The organism is Paractinoplanes brasiliensis (genome assembly GCF_004362215.1).
Lineage (GTDB): Bacteria > Actinomycetota > Actinomycetes > Mycobacteriales > Micromonosporaceae > Actinoplanes > Actinoplanes brasiliensis.
This window is the reverse complement of the sequence record NZ_SNWR01000001.1, coordinates 1,913,994-1,928,998: the sequence shown is the minus strand read 5'-3', so window position 1 is coordinate 1,928,998 and position 15,005 is coordinate 1,913,994. Positions and strand designations below refer to the sequence as shown.

12 protein-coding genes are annotated in these 15,005 nt (G+C 70.6%); 9 read left to right on the top strand and 3 right to left on the bottom strand.

Going from position 1 to position 15,005, the window contains the following annotated elements:
* The 4 genes from C8E87_RS08355 to C8E87_RS08340 all read left to right on the top strand — a co-directional run bounded on the left by C8E87_RS08355 (position 1) and on the right by C8E87_RS08340 (position 3,586).
* Positions 1-684, top strand: coding sequence for an ATP-binding cassette domain-containing protein (locus C8E87_RS08355; protein WP_133872547.1), 684 nt, complete (start codon positions 1-3; stop codon positions 682-684).
* 84 nt (positions 685-768) lie between these two features.
* A complete protein-coding gene (locus C8E87_RS08350) occupies positions 769-2,460 on the top strand; it encodes a purine-cytosine permease family protein (protein ID WP_133872546.1) in 1,692 nt (563 codons plus the stop codon).
* The gene (locus C8E87_RS08345; RefSeq protein ID WP_133872545.1) at positions 2,460-3,026 is read left to right on the top strand and encodes a TetR/AcrR family transcriptional regulator; all 567 of its coding nucleotides are present in this window, start codon (positions 2,460-2,462) and stop codon (positions 3,024-3,026) included. Before C8E87_RS08350 ends, C8E87_RS08345 begins: the two co-directional genes overlap by 1 nt.
* On the top strand, positions 3,011-3,586 hold the full coding sequence (locus C8E87_RS08340; RefSeq protein ID WP_133872544.1) for a TetR/AcrR family transcriptional regulator: 576 nt from the start codon (positions 3,011-3,013) through the stop codon (positions 3,584-3,586). The genes C8E87_RS08345 and C8E87_RS08340 overlap by 16 nt, the downstream gene beginning before the upstream one ends.
* 51 nt (positions 3,587-3,637) lie before the next feature.
* On the opposite strand, the gene C8E87_RS08335 is transcribed toward C8E87_RS08340, so the two are convergent.
* Entirely contained in the window at positions 3,638-4,234 is a 597-nt protein-coding gene (locus tag C8E87_RS08335; protein ID WP_239080497.1) for a TetR family transcriptional regulator, read from the bottom strand.
* A 321-nt stretch (positions 4,235-4,555) separates the two neighbouring features.
* On the opposite strand from C8E87_RS08335, the gene C8E87_RS08330 reads away from it, so the two are divergent.
* Positions 4,556-5,035: a quercetin 2,3-dioxygenase gene (locus C8E87_RS08330; RefSeq protein WP_133872542.1), complete on the top strand. Its 480-nt coding sequence runs from the start codon at positions 4,556-4,558 to the stop codon at positions 5,033-5,035.
* A gap of 160 nt (positions 5,036-5,195) precedes the next feature.
* Here C8E87_RS08330 and C8E87_RS08325 read toward each other — a convergent pair whose 3' ends face one another.
* Both C8E87_RS08325 and C8E87_RS08320 read right to left on the bottom strand, forming a co-directional pair.
* Positions 5,196-6,335: a hypothetical protein gene (locus C8E87_RS08325; protein ID WP_133872541.1), complete on the bottom strand. Its 1,140-nt coding sequence runs from the start codon at positions 6,333-6,335 to the stop codon at positions 5,196-5,198.
* Positions 6,332-6,745, bottom strand: a complete 414-nt coding sequence (locus tag C8E87_RS08320; RefSeq protein ID WP_239080496.1) for a calcium-binding protein — start codon at positions 6,743-6,745, stop codon at positions 6,332-6,334. The genes C8E87_RS08325 and C8E87_RS08320 overlap by 4 nt, the downstream gene beginning before the upstream one ends.
* A 176-nt stretch (positions 6,746-6,921) precedes the next feature.
* On the opposite strand from C8E87_RS08320, the gene C8E87_RS08315 reads away from it, so the two are divergent.
* From C8E87_RS08315 to C8E87_RS08300, 4 genes are read left to right on the top strand one after another with little or no spacing between them, the layout of a single operon-like run.
* Entirely contained in the window at positions 6,922-8,469 is a 1,548-nt protein-coding gene (locus tag C8E87_RS08315; protein WP_133872540.1) for a TIGR02677 family protein, read from the top strand.
* The gene (locus C8E87_RS08310) at positions 8,466-9,791 is read left to right on the top strand and encodes a TIGR02678 family protein (RefSeq protein ID WP_133872539.1); all 1,326 of its coding nucleotides are present in this window, start codon (positions 8,466-8,468) and stop codon (positions 9,789-9,791) included. Before C8E87_RS08315 ends, C8E87_RS08310 begins: the two co-directional genes overlap by 4 nt.
* Before the next feature lie 16 nt (positions 9,792-9,807).
* Positions 9,808-13,812: a TIGR02680 family protein gene (locus C8E87_RS08305; protein WP_239080495.1), complete on the top strand. Its 4,005-nt coding sequence runs from the start codon at positions 9,808-9,810 to the stop codon at positions 13,810-13,812.
* Positions 13,805-14,977, top strand: coding sequence for a TIGR02679 family protein (locus C8E87_RS08300; protein WP_133872537.1), 1,173 nt, complete (start codon positions 13,805-13,807; stop codon positions 14,975-14,977). Before C8E87_RS08305 ends, C8E87_RS08300 begins: the two co-directional genes overlap by 8 nt.
* The last annotated feature ends 28 nt before the right edge of the window (positions 14,978-15,005 follow it).

The window sequence follows — 15,005 nt, the reverse complement described above, 5'->3', positions numbered from 1 at the left end:
ATGCTGGAACTCACCGACATCGAGGCCGGCTACGGGCGTACGCGGGTCCTGCACGGCGTGACAGTGCCGTCCGGCAAGGTGGTGGCCGTGCTCGGCCACAACGGCGCCGGCAAATCGACCCTGCTGCGTCTCGCGATCGGCCTCATCAAACCGTCGAAGGGCCGCGTGGTGCTCGACGGCGAGGACATCACGTCGCTCGCCCCCAACCGGCGCGTCGCGCGGGGCATGGCGTACGTGCCGCAGGGTCAGCAATCGTTCGGCCAGCTCACCACCTTGGAGAACCTGCAGCTCGTCGCCGACGGGCGCCGGGGCGGCAAGGCCCTCATCGACGCGCAGATGGCTCGCTTCCCCGCGCTGAAGCAGTTCGCCGCCCGGAAGGCGGGCCTGCTCTCCGGCGGGCAGCGCCAGCAACTCGCGATCGCCCGCGCCCTCATCACCGAGCCGAAGCTGCTCATCCTCGACGAGCCGACCGAGGGCATCCAGCCCACGATCGTCGCCGAGATCGAGCAGACCATCATGCAGCTGGCCGAGGAAGGCATCAATGTGCTGCTCGTCGAGCAGCACATCGGCTTCGCCCTCGAGGCAGCCGAGCGCTACGTCGTGCTCTCCTCTGGCCACGTCACACAGACCGGAGAGGGTGGCAAGGCAGCCACCTCCACCGTGCGAGCCGCCATGGCGATCTGAGCCGACATGACCCACGCGCGCAATGCCGTCGTAACACCGGACAGCGACGATCCCCCCACGCAAGGTGCCTTAGGGGATGCCACTGTGTCGACGGACAACGCGCGCGCGGCCGCAGAGGACAGCCTGGAGGACTACGCCTTCCGTTATGTGCCGCGCACCTTCCGCCGCTGGAGCGCGGCCTCCGTCGGCGCGACCGCCCTCGGGTCCATCGCGTTCCTCGCCGACTTCTCGATCGGCGCGAGCATCGGCCTCGACCACGGCACCGCCAACGCCGTGCTCGGGATCGTGTTCGCGTCGGTCGTCATTGTCATCGTGGGCGTGCCCGTCGCCTACTACGCCGCCCGCTACAACCTCGACCTCGACCTCATCGCCCGTGGCTCCGGGTTCGGCTACTACGGCTCCATCCTCACGACCTTGGTCTTCGCGGGCTTCACCTGCATCTTCTTCGCCCTCGAGGGCGCCATCATGGCGCAGGGGCTGCAATTGGCGACGGGGATGCCGCTGTGGCTCGGCTACCTCATCTCGACCGTCGTCGTGATCCCGATAGTCATCTACGGCATGCGTGCGCTGGAGCGCCTGCAGTTCTGGACCACGCCCCTGTGGCTCGTCCTCGCCCTGCTGCCGCTGCTGTGGATCGTCGTCTCCGACCCCGAGGCGGTACGCGCCTTCACGTCGTTCGCCGGCACCTCCGACGGCTCGATCGGCTTCGGCGCCGTGGTCTCGAGCGCGGCGGTGTGCTTCGCCCTCACCCCGCAGCTGGCCGAGCAGATCGACTACATCCGCGCCATGCCCCCGCGTACGCCGTCGAACGCCCGCTCGTGGTGGACGTCGTACGTGTTCGCCGGCCCGGGATGGGTCATCTTCAGCGGCACCAAGCAGGTGATCGGGGTATTTCTCGCCGTCTACCTCCTCGTGAAGGTCGAACCCGATCTCGGGCGCCAGGCCACCGAACCGGCGAAGCAGTTCGTCGTGATGTACCAGACCCTGCTCCCCGACTGGCTCGCGATCGTTCTCGCCCTGGTGCTCATCGTGGTCGCACAGGTGAAAATCAACGTCACGAACGCGTACTCGGGCTCGCTCGCGTGGTCGAACGTCTTTACCCGGGTGGCGAAGCACTACCCGGGGCGTACGATCTTCGTCCTCTTCAACCTCGTGATCGCGTACGCGCTCATGATGCTGGACGTCTTCACCCTCATCTCCTTCGTGCTGAGCCTCTACGCCAACGTCGTCATGGCATGGCTCGTGACGATCGCCACCGATATCGCGATCAACAAGTGGGTGCTGCGCATCTCGCCCCGCTTCCCCGAGTTCCGCCGCGGCATGCTGCACGACTGGAACCCGGTCGGGCTCGTGTCCGTCGGGCTCGCCTCGGTGCTGTCGCTGCTCGCGTTCGCCGGGGTGTTCGGCGCCACCGTCAAGCCGTTCTCGGTGCTCATCGCGATCGGCGTCGCGGTCGTTGCCACGCCGGTCACGGCACTCGCCACACGCGGGCGTTACTACTTGCGCCGCCGCTCCGACGGCATCGACTCGCCCCGGTTCGACGACAACGGCAACCCCTCCGGCGAACGGCTCCGCTGCCACGTCACCGGGTACACCTTCGAGCGGCCGGATATGCTGGCGTCGGCCGAGAAAGGGCCGCACGGGGAAGTGCAGTACGTCTCGTCGCTGGCGCTCACGCTCGACGATTCCGATCAGTACGTGCTCCCACCGGAAGTCAACGGGCCCCCGCACCGCGCGACCGCCCGCCGAGCATCCCAGAGACGGGGGGAGACGTGATGGAGGAGCCGGTCGACACCGCGACCGCAATTCTCGCGAGCGCGGCGGTGCTGCTGCGTGAGCGTTCGTTCGACGACATCTCCTATCGTGCCCTCGCCGACGAGGTCGGCATCTCGGAACGCACGATCTACCGCCAGTACCCCACGCGCGCGCACCTGCTCGCCGCGCTCTCGAACTGGATCGAGCAGACCCGCTTCCCGCTGCCGCCGTTCGTGACCGTGTCCGATTTCTGCGCCGCCGTGCACGAGCGCTTCCGTGCCTTCGACGCGTCGCCCGCTTACGCGTTCGTCGGCGCGCGGGCGTCCGCGATCTCGCCGACGCTCGGCACCGAGCCGGCCTACATCACGCGGGCGATCGAGGCGATGCTCGACGTGGCGGCGCCGACGCTCAACCGGCGGGACCGGCGGCGGGTCGCGGCATCCCTGCGGTACTTCGCGTCGGCGATGTTCTGGGCTCGGTTGCGTACGTCCTTCGACCTGGACGCCGACGAGATCTGCGACGCGTTCGACCGTGCCGTGGGCACCGTGCTCGCGAGGCTGCCCGACGCGACGTGGGCGAAGCCGTGACCGGGCCGGCGCTGAGCGGCACGCAGAAGGCGATCCTCGCCGCCTACACCGAGCTGATCGAGGAACTCGGCAGCGACGACGTGTCGTACCGGGTCATCGCGCGCCGGGCCGGCATCGCCGAGCGCACGGTGTTCCGCAACTACCCCACGCGAGTCGACCTGCTGCTGGCGACCGCGGCCTGGATCGAGGCGACCCTGTTCACCCGCGAGGAGTCGCACTCGATCTTCGACATCCCCCTCGCGATCCGAGGCGCGATGCAGCGGTACGACGCGCGGCCGGAACTCGCACACGTCGTCGCCGAAACAGCGATGCGCGGCGTGAACGGCGCGGCGCCGTCGCCGGGCCGGGAGCAGCTCGAACGCCTCCTGGACGCCGAGGTGCCGTCCCTCGACGCGGCGCAACGCAGGACGGTCGTCGCGGCGCTGTCACACCTCGACTCCGCCGGCACCTGGGTGACGTTCCGCCGCGAGTTCGGCATGGACCAGCGAGACATCGCCGACGCTGCCGCATGGGCGGCGGAGTCGGTGCTCGACAGCATCCGCGACCGCGTCACCCCGTAGCGGGCTCGTCGCTCTTCTGCCACGTGCGGGGAACGCCACCAGGACCGGCTGTCACCTCGACGGCCGGGAATCGAGGGCGCCGGCGAGCAGCACCTCGCACATCCGTTCGGCGAGCCAGGCCTGGAAGGATTCCTCGGTCCAGCCGCAGTGCAGCACGAGCGCACCGTAGTGGGCCGGGTCGTTGTAGAACCACAGTTCGTCGATTGCCCGTTCCGGTTCGGCGCCCTGCCTGAGTGTCGCGCCGAGGGTGACGAGCCGTTCGACGATCATCCGGGCACCCGCTCGGCGGTTGGACAGCAGCGTCCCCCAGATCTCCGTCAATTCAGGTGTTTCGTCGGCGGCCCGCCGCACCACCTCGAAGACACGCGCGGCCCGGCCGCCGATGAGCGTGCACACCTTGGCGTATCCGTGAAGGACCGCGCCGGGGGCCTGCGCCTCCCACACAGGCCGGAACCAGGGCCGTTGGGCGACCGGCACCGGTTCGTCGTCGCCGGCCAGGGCCTCATCGAGCACTTGGCGCAGCAGGGCAGCCTTGGATCCGAAAGCGGCGAAAACGGTGGGCCGGGCCACTCCGGCCGCGGCAGCTACCTGCGCCAGTGAGGTCGGGCCGTAACCGTTCGCAACAAACAGATCGGTTGCGGCTCGCACGACGGCCTGCCGAGTACGGCGTGCGCTCTCCTGTCGTACCGCAGAGCGGTACGGCCGTGCCGGCTTCCGGTCGTCGCCCTCATCCATGACGGCGCGATGCTACCAAGCGTTCAGCCCGCCACACGCGAAGTCCAGTTTCGCCGTACGACGCTGCCTTCGTCCCGGAAACCGTAGTCATGCCGCCGGACGGCCGGCTTCCCCGCTGGGATCTTTCAGCACCCCTTGACGCCGCGGTCGAATTCACCATACTGCGAGTATATTCAACAAACAGCGAGCTACTCAATACTCGTCCGGAAGCCCGGCACAAGGGAGCGTTCGACCATGACCACCGACCCCTACCTGCGACGCGTGGACGAGGGCCCGGCCTTCTGGTTCCTGGGTAACCTCGTCACGATCAAGGCTTCCGGAGCCGAAACCGGTGGCCGGCTGACCGTGGCGGAGTTCGTCAACCCGCCCGGCTTCGCGCCACCGTTGCACCGCCACCAGGTGGAGGACGAAATGTTCTACGTCCTCTCGGGCAGTGCCCGGTTCCAGTGTGCGGACGAGGAACTCCACGCCGGACCGGGCGACTTCGTCCTGCTGCCGTTCGGGGTGGCACACACCTTCCTGGTGGGCGCCAACGAACCCCTGCGGGCACTGCAGATCACCACGCCCGCCGGATTCGAGAACTTCGCCGCCGAAGCCGGATGCCCCGCCACCGAACGGCGACTGCCCGGCCCGGCACTCATCGATCCCGCGGCCCTCGGCCACGCCGCGAGCCGGCACGGCATCGAAGTACTGGGCCCGCCACCGCAGTCCTGATTCCCGTCCATGACTTCGTGGAGAACAGCCTGCTTCGCGTACCGGAGACGACACTGCCGAACCGCTGCGGCGGCACTGCTGGTCACCAGTCCCGCTCCCGCTTGCAGTGCCAAGCCGGGCGGCCCAGCGCTCGGGCGCTACCGACGGCCCGACAGCCGGCTCAGTCGAGCCGGGCGCGGTCGAAACGGTCGATCAGGCTCGGCTTGCGGGCATGACGCTCCCGCAGCCGGGTCATCTGCTCGGCGAACTCGAAGATCTCACCCTCCCGTACCGCCAGCGCCTGAAGATCCAAAAGCAGGGTCACCGCCGCGTCGTAGTCCTTCGGACGTTTCGTCGCGATCAACTTGTCCACCTGGTCCCAAGTGCGGACCGGGTTCCGTGCCAGCGCGTCCAGACGCTGCTCGCGAGCCGCGGCGGCCGCTTCCTCACGACGCAGACGCTCGGCCGCCTCTCGCTCCCGCTTCTGCCGCTGCCGTGCAGCCCAGCGTTCCTCAGCGGCAGCAAGCAGGTCCCCGGCAGTCCGCACCTCTCCGGCACGCGGCTCCTCCGTCACACCGTGAAACCGCCGCAGCAACTCCGACCGCAGCAACCCGGCATCGCCACGCAGCACCCGCACCAGCATCTCGTCCTTGGCCACCACCGGCAGACCCGCCACCCAGCGGCGCAACTCGGCGGCGGAGGGCTTCTTCTCGGCCAGCGGCAGGCTCCCCGCTGCCGCCGCCTCCAGCAAGTCCGGATCCAGGCGAAGGAAATCGGCCAGGGCCCGCAACGGCCCGCTCAGCGTCGCCAGCCCGGCCGGAACCGGCGGCTCCGGCGCGTCATCATCCAGCTCCCGGTTCTGCACGCACAGGAGCCAGGCCAGATACAGCAGCCGCCGATCACCGCCGGCCAACTCCGCCCGAGCCGGAACGATCGCCGCGAGCCGTCCTTCCTCGTCCCACCATTCCTCGTCACCGTCCTCGTCCTCACTGCGAAGATCGAGGATCACATGGGTACGGGTCGCCCAGCAGCCGGCCGAATCCCCGACGCAGAACGCCTCCGCCGTCTCCGGAGCGAGCACCGCCTTGGGAAACCGCAGCATGATCCGCCGCGTGCCCCAGTTCGCCAGGTACAGGTGCGCGTCGAAGTACCGCTCCATCCACTTGGCCGGATCGGCTTTGAGATCGCCCCACTGATAGTCGTTGACGAAACCCGACGACGTGATCCGGCCCCGGGACGACACCGCCCGCAACTCGCCCTGCTGCTTCGCCGTCAAGGCCTGATCAAGCGCCACGAACTCGTAGTACTGGTACTCGCTCACTGCGCCCCCGCCCACCACCGGTACGCCTCGATCCACTGCGCGCCATCAGGCACGGGATCCGGCAACGGAAGGTCCAGAATCCCGATCGCTTGCCGCAGCCGGCCACGATGGCAGTTCGGCACGATCCCCGACGAACGCATATCCACCTTCCGGACCACCACCGGCACCCCGAGAACGTCGGTGCCGAACGGCACCGCCAAATTGTCCTCGATCATGGCGAAGAGGCCACTGAGCCGCTCATTCTCGTCATAGCAATCCACGACCGGCTCTCCAGCCAAGGCATCGAGCTCGGTATCGCTGAGCGAAGACACCCGCGCAGAATAGAGAACCGCCTCCGGCACTTCACCAGCAGCCGACGACAGCGAACCACCGGGTTGTGGTTCGAGCGAATGGATCCTCGCCGTCCCCATCGCCAGTCTGTAGCGGAGTCGACCCCAGCGCGGCGGCATCGAAGCGGACCAGGCTTTCAGAGCACCGCGGAGGGCTCGGCCGTCCTCCCGCACAGCGCCGGGCAGGCTCACCCGTGCAAGTGACCGCCCGTACACCGTGTCCGGGGGCGGCCGGATGACGGCGGTATCGTGGCCGCATGCCGGAACCACGGACCTCGTTCGGACTGGATGATTTCGGGGTCGACGACCGCCTTCGGCTGTTCAGCTACGTCAATGCGGACAACCGGCTCGCGTACCTGTGGCTCCTGCGTGCCTTCGACGCCGCCCGGTCCAGTTACCACGTCGTCCTGCACACGTCGGACGTGCAGGCGGCTCTGACCGGTCTCGCCGGGAGCCACCAGGACTGCCCCGACCCTGCCGGGCTCGACCTGCCCCGGCTGCTGGACGCCCTCGTCGACTGGGGTGTGCTGGACCGCGGTCAGGACGGCACCCGGGCCGCCACACTCGCCGAATACCGCAACCGGCATTCGGTCTACCAGTTCACCGAGGCCGGCTACCGCACCCACCGCGCTGTCGAATCCGTTCTCGCCGCCGGGCTGGACGACAGCACATTGTCCCGGCTGGTCTTCGCCGACCTGCTCGCCGATCTCAAGGCTCTCGCCACGGCGAACTCCGACGGCGACGCCGAGGAGGTCTATCGCAAGCTCAACCGCCTCGATCGGGCCCTGGCCGACGTCGCGGAACGCGCCGCCCGCTTCTATCACATGCTCGGCGATCTGAGCCGGACCCATGACGTACGCCCCGAGGTCTTCCTCACCCACAAGGATGCGCTCCTGGCCCACCTGCGGGACTTCCACGACGAGTTGCAGCGGTACACGCCGCGCCTGCGCGAGGCCGTGTACGAGGTCGAGGCGACCGGTCTGGAGCGGATGATCGAGGCGGCGGCCGAGGCTGACGAGCGGCTCTTCGCGACGCCGGCCGAGCGGATCGAGGACTGGCGCCGCCGCTGGGCCGGGCTGCGGTCATGGCTGGCACCGGAGTCCGACCGGCCCAGTGAGGCCGACCGGTTGTCCGGCGCGACGATGGCTGCGATCGGGGACGTGCTCGCCCTGCTGCGCCGGGTCACCGAGGCCCGCCGGGGTGGGGTGAGCAGGGAGTCGCAGTTGCGGCATCTGGCGGCCTGGTTCACCGGAGCCGGTTCCGACGAGGCCGCGCACGCCGTCTTCGATGTGGTGTTCGGGTTGGGCGCGCCACGGCACGTCGGGGTGGCGTACGCCGATCCGGACGCGATCCCGGGGCGGCTGTCCTGGTGGGAGGCGCCGGCGGTGGAGCTGTCCCGGACGCTGGTGCAGAGCGGCCGGATGCCGGGGCAGGGCAACGGCCGGATCGCCCGGATCGAACGTTCGGAGTCCTCCCGCCGGGCGTTGCGGGAGCGGCAGGTCGCCGAGGAACGCCGCCAGGCGGACGCAGCCACCAGCCTCATCGACGCGGAAACGCTTACCGAAGCACAGGCCGGTGCGCTGCGCCGGCTTCTCGACATCGCGTTGGCGACCCGGCAAACGGGCCGGCGGGAAGGTTCCCTCGCGGCCGCCGCTTTCGGGGTACGCCTGACGCTCACTCCCTGCCCCGGCCGGTTCACCACGGTGCCCACCGAATCGGGCAGGTTACACATCGACGGCTTCGAGCTGTCCGTGACCACGGCCGCGCACACCGCTGCGCGCCGCACAGAAACGATGGCCGGGTGAGATTCGCCGCCGACGTCTCCGATCTGGAACTCGCCGACTACCAGCGCGCGGTCCGGCTCCTGCTGCGGCATCCGCTGATCACCGCGACCTGGCCGGACGAGAAGGCGCTGGCGCGGATCCGCCGGTTCGCAGCCGTTCTGCGCGGTGACCTGTCCGAGGCATTCGGCTACCGGCTGGAGTTGCACGGGGCCACCGCGCGGCTGGTCCGCACCGCTGACCGGTTGGAGACGGACCGGCCGGCGGTCTCGCGGACCGGTCGCCCGTTCGACCGGCAGCGTTACGCCTATCTGTCGTTGTGCCTGGCGACGCTGGGCCGTGCCGGTATCCAGATCACGCTGAGCGAGCTGGCCGAGGCGGTGGCCGCCGACGCCGGCCGGATCACCGGCCTGGGGCTGGACCCGGACTCCGGCGCGGACCGGCGGGCGTTCGTCGACGCGGTCGCGTGGCTGGAGGAGCGGGGTGTGCTGCGGCTTGCCGACGGATCCAGTTCGGCGTGGGCGAGCGATCCCGGCTCGGGTGAGGCGCTGTACGACGTCGCGCGCGACGCGGTGCTGGCACTGTTCCGGCCGCCCCGGGTGCTTCAGCACATCGAGTCGGTGACCGCTCTGCTGGACCGCTCGCTGAGCAGCAGCGGCAACGCCGAACGCCGGGCCGCCGCCCAGGCCGCCCGGCGTACGGTGCTGGAACGACCGATCGTCTACTACGACGACGTCTCCACCGAGATCGGCAACCATCTGCGCGGGCAGGCGCTGCCCGCTGACCTGTACCGGCTGACCGGGCTGCGCCTGGAACGGCGGGCCGAGGGTGTGCTGCTGGTCGACACGACCGGCTGGTCGGCGGAGCGGTTTCCGGGCACCGGCTCGGTGGCGCAGGCAGCGGTGCTGCTGGCGGTGGCTGTCGCGGAACGGGTGTCGGATCCGGACGGCCGCAAGACGCGCCGCATTCCGGTGCCGGACCCGGCGGAGGCCCAGGAGAAGCTGATCGGCCAGGTCGACGCCGGGTTGCCGGCGGGCGTGCCGTTGGAGTTCGACACCGATGAGACGACGGCGGACTTGCCGCCGGAGGTCGAGAACGCGGAGCGGCGACTGCCACTGATCACCGACAGCTTCCTGCGGGAGGCGACGGCGGAGATCCTGCGGCGGTACGGGTCGGCATTCGGCGCCGCCTGGCACGCCGATCCGGACCGGTTGCGTACCGAGGCGATCGAGTTGCTCGTCCGGTTCGGCGCGGTGCTAGCCGTTCCCGGCGGTGTCCTGGCCCGCCCGTTGATCGGCCGCTATCGCAGCACGGTCGCCCAGGTCAAACAACGAACCCTCTTCTAGAAGAGAGGCCTCTGCCTTGGCCCGTTTCGCCCCTACTCGCGCCGGGATCATCAATCTCTGGGACTACCGCGACGAGGAGTTCCTGTTCGTCGACGGCTGGCTCGTGCTGCGTGGCCCGAACGGCTCCGGCAAGACGAAAGCACTCGAAGTGCTGTTCCCGTTCGTGCTGGACGGGCGGATCGAGCCTCGCCGGCTGAATCCGTTCGCCGGCGAGGACCGGACGATGAAGTCGAACCTGCTCTACCGGGGACAGGAGACGGCCTACGCGTACGTGTGGATGGAGTTCGGTGACGGCGACCGGTTCGTGACGGCCGGGATCGGGTTGCGCGCCCACCGGCACAACGACCGGGTGACCCGCTGGCACTTCGTCGCTGACGGCCGGGTCGGGGCGGACCTGTCACTGCTGGACGCCGAGGACCGGCCGGTGTCCCGGCGGGACCTGATCGACCGGCTCGGCGCGGAGGCGGTACGCGACTCGGCCGAGGACTACCGGCACCTGGTCGACGCGAAGCTGTTCGGGCTGGGCCCGGCCCGTTACGAGCAACTGCTCGACCTGGTGCTGACGTTGCGCAAGCCGCAGCTGGCCAAGGACCTGAACCCGGTGGAGCTGTCCCGCACCCTGCAACGCGGCCTGCGCCCGGTGGAGGACCACCTGCTGGTGGAGGCGGCGCGCTCGTTCGACGACATGGAAGCGGTGGCCCGTACCCTCGAAGGCTTGATCGCGGCTGATGCCGCGACGACCTCCTTCCTGGCCGTCTACGCCACCTACCTGCGAACCCACGCGAGAGCCGCGGCCGACGCGCTCACCGCACGCCGGGACAACGCGGACGTACGCCGAAACGCGCTGGCCGCCGCACGTGACGAGGCCGAGGCGGCTCACGGGCAGGCTGCGGAGGCGGAGCAGCGGCTGCGTGCGGTCGAGGGTGAGCCCGCCCGGCTACGCGCGCACCTGGACCGGTTGAAGAGCTCGGCCGCGTACCGCTCGCACGAACAACTGGCCGACCTGGAACGGCATGTGCACGACCTGGCGGACGCCGCCCGCCGCGCCGACGGGCACGTCGAGGTGGAGCGCGACGCCGCCGGCAGACGACGAGCGGAGGCGGAGCGGGCCGCTGCCGCCCTGCACGCTGCGCGCGCCGGAGTCGGCCGGGTGACGGCCGGACTGGCGTCGGAGGCGGAGACAGCGGGTGTCGAATGGCGAACCGGGGATGCGGACGCCGACGGGCTGACGACACGGTTGGCATCCCGGTCGGCGGCCCGCCGAGCCGACGTACGGGCGGTCCGGGAGCTGGCGGACCAGCTGGTGGAGGCGGAACGCGAGCACGTGCGGGCAGCGGAGGCCGATCGTGCGGCCCGCGCCGCGGCGGAGGACGCCACCGAGGCGGAGGAACAGGCCGGCGACGCCCTCGAGGTGGCCTGCGAGCAGACCGCCGAGGCAGTGCGGATCTGGGGGACTGACCACGCCGAGCTGTTCACGACGCTGAACGTCCCCGATCTGCCGGACACCCTCGCCGAGGCGGTGACCAGCCCTTCGCTGCGGGACCTCTACCACGACCGGATGGCCGCTCCGGTCGGCGCGATCCGGGACGAGGTGGCCACGCTCGGTGCCCGGTCCGACCGGCTGGCCATCGAACGCCGGAAGGTACTGGACGAGCGGGCGTTGATCGCTGCCGAGCATGACGACTCGCCGCCGCCGTCACCGACCCGTCCGGCCTCTCGGGAGAACCGGCCCGGAGCGCCGTTGTGGCGTCTCGTCCGGTTCGCCGACGGGACATCGGAGGCGGAGGCCGCCGGAATCGAGGCCGCCCTGCACGCGGCCGGCCTGCTCGACGCCTGGGTGCACCCGGAGGCCGACGACGACGAACAGGACACCTACCTGCGCGCCGGCGAGCAGTCCGGCGGAACGCTGGCCGATGTGCTCGTACCCGAGGATCAGGAGTTCGTGGCGGCTGAGCGGATCGCGGCCGTGCTCCGTGGCATCGCGCTCGGCGACATCACCGGCCCGTCCGGGGTGACCGGAGACGGCCGATGGGCGCAGGGCTCCAGCGTCGGCTGGTTCGCGAAGGGTCACTGTGAATACATCGGGGCGACCGCCCGTGCTGCGCGCCGGGCCGCGCGCATCACCGACTGCGACCGGCGGATCGCCGCCCTCGACCAGGAGATCGACGAGGTCGAGACCGGCTGCGAGTCCCGCCGGGAGACGCTGGGCTCGGTGGACCGGGCGGGTGCGGCGCTGCCCGCACGCACCGCGATCACCCAGGCTGAACGCGATCTGGACCGGGCCGCGACTCTTCTGCGGGTACGCCGTGAGGCGGCACTCGACGCCGCGGGCCGGCTCGACGCGGCCGTGGCCGGCCAGGCCGCCGCCACCGCCGGGCTGCGCCGGGCCGGCGCCGAGCGGTCGCTACCGGTGGAACGCCTCGATTCGACCGCCGGCGCGCTCGACCGCTTCGACCGGCTCGGGATGGAGCTGCGGCACGCCCATGACAGCGCGGACGCCGCCGATCTGCTGGCCGGAGAGGCCACCGAGCGGCATGCCGAGGCCGAGGAACGGTCCGAGGCAGCCGGGCAGGCAGCCCGTGCGGCGCACGCCCGGCACACCGAGAAGGACGAGGAGCTGCGCACCCTGTCGGCGGCCATCGGCGCGGAGGCGACCCGGGTGCTGGCCGAGGTGGCCGAGACCGAGGGCGCGGTCAACGGTGCGGAGCAGGCCCTCGAACAGGCCAGGGCAGCGCACAGTGCGGCCTTGCAGAGCCGGGCCGGCGCAGTGGCCCGGGTCGAGGTAGGGGAGCGGACCGTGGCCGAGGCGATCGCCGAGGCACGGCGTGAAGCGCTGCGGCTCCGCCCGTACGCCCAGACTGATCTTCTGGGTTTGATGCGCTGCCCGCCGCACCTGCGGTGGCCCGCCGCCGACACGACGGACGACGACCTCGATCCGGCGATCGTGGCGCTGCACGAGGCGATCTTGACTGCCACCCGCGAGCTGAGCCCGACCGAGACCTCACTGAAGCAAAGCGCGACCCGGCTGACCAGCGCCCTCACCGATCTGCAGGCTCAGCTTCCGGCCGCAGGACTCGACCACCGGCCGGAATGGGACACCGACGAGGGCGTCATCGTCGTGCGGGTCGCCGACGAACAGGGCCTGACGCCGGTCGCACACTTCGCCGAACGGATCGCAGGGGAACGCCGCGACCAGGAGCAACTGCTCACCGACGCCGAGCAACGGGTCTTCGAGGACGCGTTGCTGGGCCAGCTGGCCGGGCAGATCCACCGTCGTACGATCGAGGCCCGCGACCTGGTCGACGCGATGGACCAGCAGATGCGTGCCCGGCGGATGTCGTCCGGCCTGACCGTCGGTGTGGGCTGGCGGCTCTCCGACGACCTCGACCCGGAGCAGCGCGAGGTCTGCAAACTGCTGGAACGCGACCCGGCACGACTCGGGCCGGGTCAGCTGACCACCCTGCGTCGTCACTTCGCGGCCCGGATCAAGTCCGCCCGCGCTCAGGCCCCGGAGAAGCCCTATCGAGAGCTGCTGGCCGAGGTGCTGGACTACCGGCTGTGGCGGGTCTTCGCGTTCACGCTGCACCGCCCCGGCGGCGTCAGTGAGCCGCTCACCCGGGCCCGGCACAGTCAGCTCTCCGGCGGTGAGCAGTCGGTGTCGCTGCACCTGCCATTGTTCGCCGCCGCCAACGCGCTGTTCGGGTCGGCCCGCCCGGACGCTCCCCGGTTGCTCGGGCTGGACGAGGCGTTCGCCGGTGTCGACGACAACGGGCGCGGTGAGCTGATGTCCCTTGCCAAACAGTTCGACCTGGACCTGTTCATGACCGGCTACGACCTGTGGGCCACCCACCCGGCGGTGACCGGGTGTGCGCACTACGACCTGTCACACTCCACGGTCGAACACGCCGTGTCGACGGTCCTGTTGGTGTGGGACGGCGCTGTGAACGTGGCCGACTTCGACGGGACACTCGCCGCGGCCCTCGGCTCACCGTCGACCCGTACCGTCGGGTCGCATGCCTGATCTCACCGCGGATCCGGGGTGGCGGCGTCTGCTCGCCGCCGCCCGCCGCAGCCTGGAACGCACCGGCGGCAGCCTCGCCGGAACCGTCTCCCTGGCCGCGCCGGACGAAGCGGAACGACACGTCGTCATCGGGGTGACCGGGGTGCACCGGCCGGTCGGCGTCAGCCGGGTCACCGTCCGACTGGCTGAGATCGACGCGTTCCTGCGGGACGCTCACGGCGCCGGCCTGCTGGATGTGGTGGGCCCGTTGCGTGACCGCCCCGGCGAACGCGCTGTCCTCACCGAGGCACGGGACTCCGTGCTCGCGCTGGCAGCGACGAGTCGACACGACGGCGAGCCCTGGTTCGCCGACTGGCTCGCCGGCCTGCGCCGCGACGGAACGCTCACCCGGATAGTCCGCGCCGGACTGGCGTTCTCGCAGGTGCTGGCGGTGCTGGACGCGCTCCCGGGCGCCGGCGAGCCGATGCCGGTGTTCGCCGAACGCGTCCTGGGCGACACCAAGGCCCTGGCCGACGGCCCCATCCGAGGCCTGATCCAGCGGGCGCTGGCGACCTGGCACGCAACCGAGAACCCGGAGGGCGCCGAACAGGAACGGGCGCTGTGGGAGCTGGCCGGCGTGGTGCCCGACGACCTCGCCAGCCAGGTGCTGGTCCTGAACCTGCCGGCCGCGGGCGGTCTGGTCGGCGACTGGCTGTCCGCAGCCGCGGCCGTGCACGTGCCGTTCCGCGTCACCCTGCACCAGTTACGGCTCGCACCGCTGGCGTTGCTGGCCCCGGAGGTTTTCGTGTGCGAGAACCCGGCGGTCCTGCGAGCCGCCGCCGGTCGAGGCACCGCCCCGCTCATCTGCACCGAAGGAGTGCCGTCTGCCGCGGTCCACGCCCTGCTGAGCTGCCGGGCGCCGGGGACAGTGATCCGCTGGCGCAACGACTTCGACTGGACCGGCGTACGGCTGACCGCCGCAGCCCTGGCCCGCTATCCCGGCGCGGTGCCGTGGCGTATGTCCAGCGCCGACTACCGGACCGCCGACCGGACAGGTCTGCGCCTGAACGGCACGGCCACGGCCACTCCGTGGGATCCGGCGCTCGCCGAGGCCATGACCGACGCCGGCCGCTCGGTGATGGAGGAACGCCTCATCGGCATGCTGCTGGCCGACCTCACGACCTGACCGGCGCCTCCCCGGGCTGCCCGCCCGA

Bases quoted from the DNA above. Each gene is read 5' to 3' on its own strand.
- C8E87_RS08355 (WP_133872547.1), top strand. From the start codon at position 1: ATGCTGGAACTCACCGACATCGAGGCCGGCTACGGGCGTACGCGGGTC.
- C8E87_RS08345 (WP_133872545.1), top strand. From the start codon at position 2,460: ATGGAGGAGCCGGTCGACACCGCGACCGCAATTCTCGCGAGCGCGGCG.
- C8E87_RS08330 (WP_133872542.1), top strand. From the start codon at position 4,556: ATGACCACCGACCCCTACCTGCGACGCGTGGACGAGGGCCCGGCCTTC.
- C8E87_RS08320 (WP_239080496.1), bottom strand. From the start codon at position 6,745: ATGGGGACGGCGAGGATCCATTCGCTCGAACCACAACCCGGTGGTTCG.
- C8E87_RS08315 (WP_133872540.1), top strand. From the start codon at position 6,922: ATGCCGGAACCACGGACCTCGTTCGGACTGGATGATTTCGGGGTCGAC.
- C8E87_RS08300 (WP_133872537.1), top strand. From the start codon at position 13,805: ATGCCTGATCTCACCGCGGATCCGGGGTGGCGGCGTCTGCTCGCCGCC.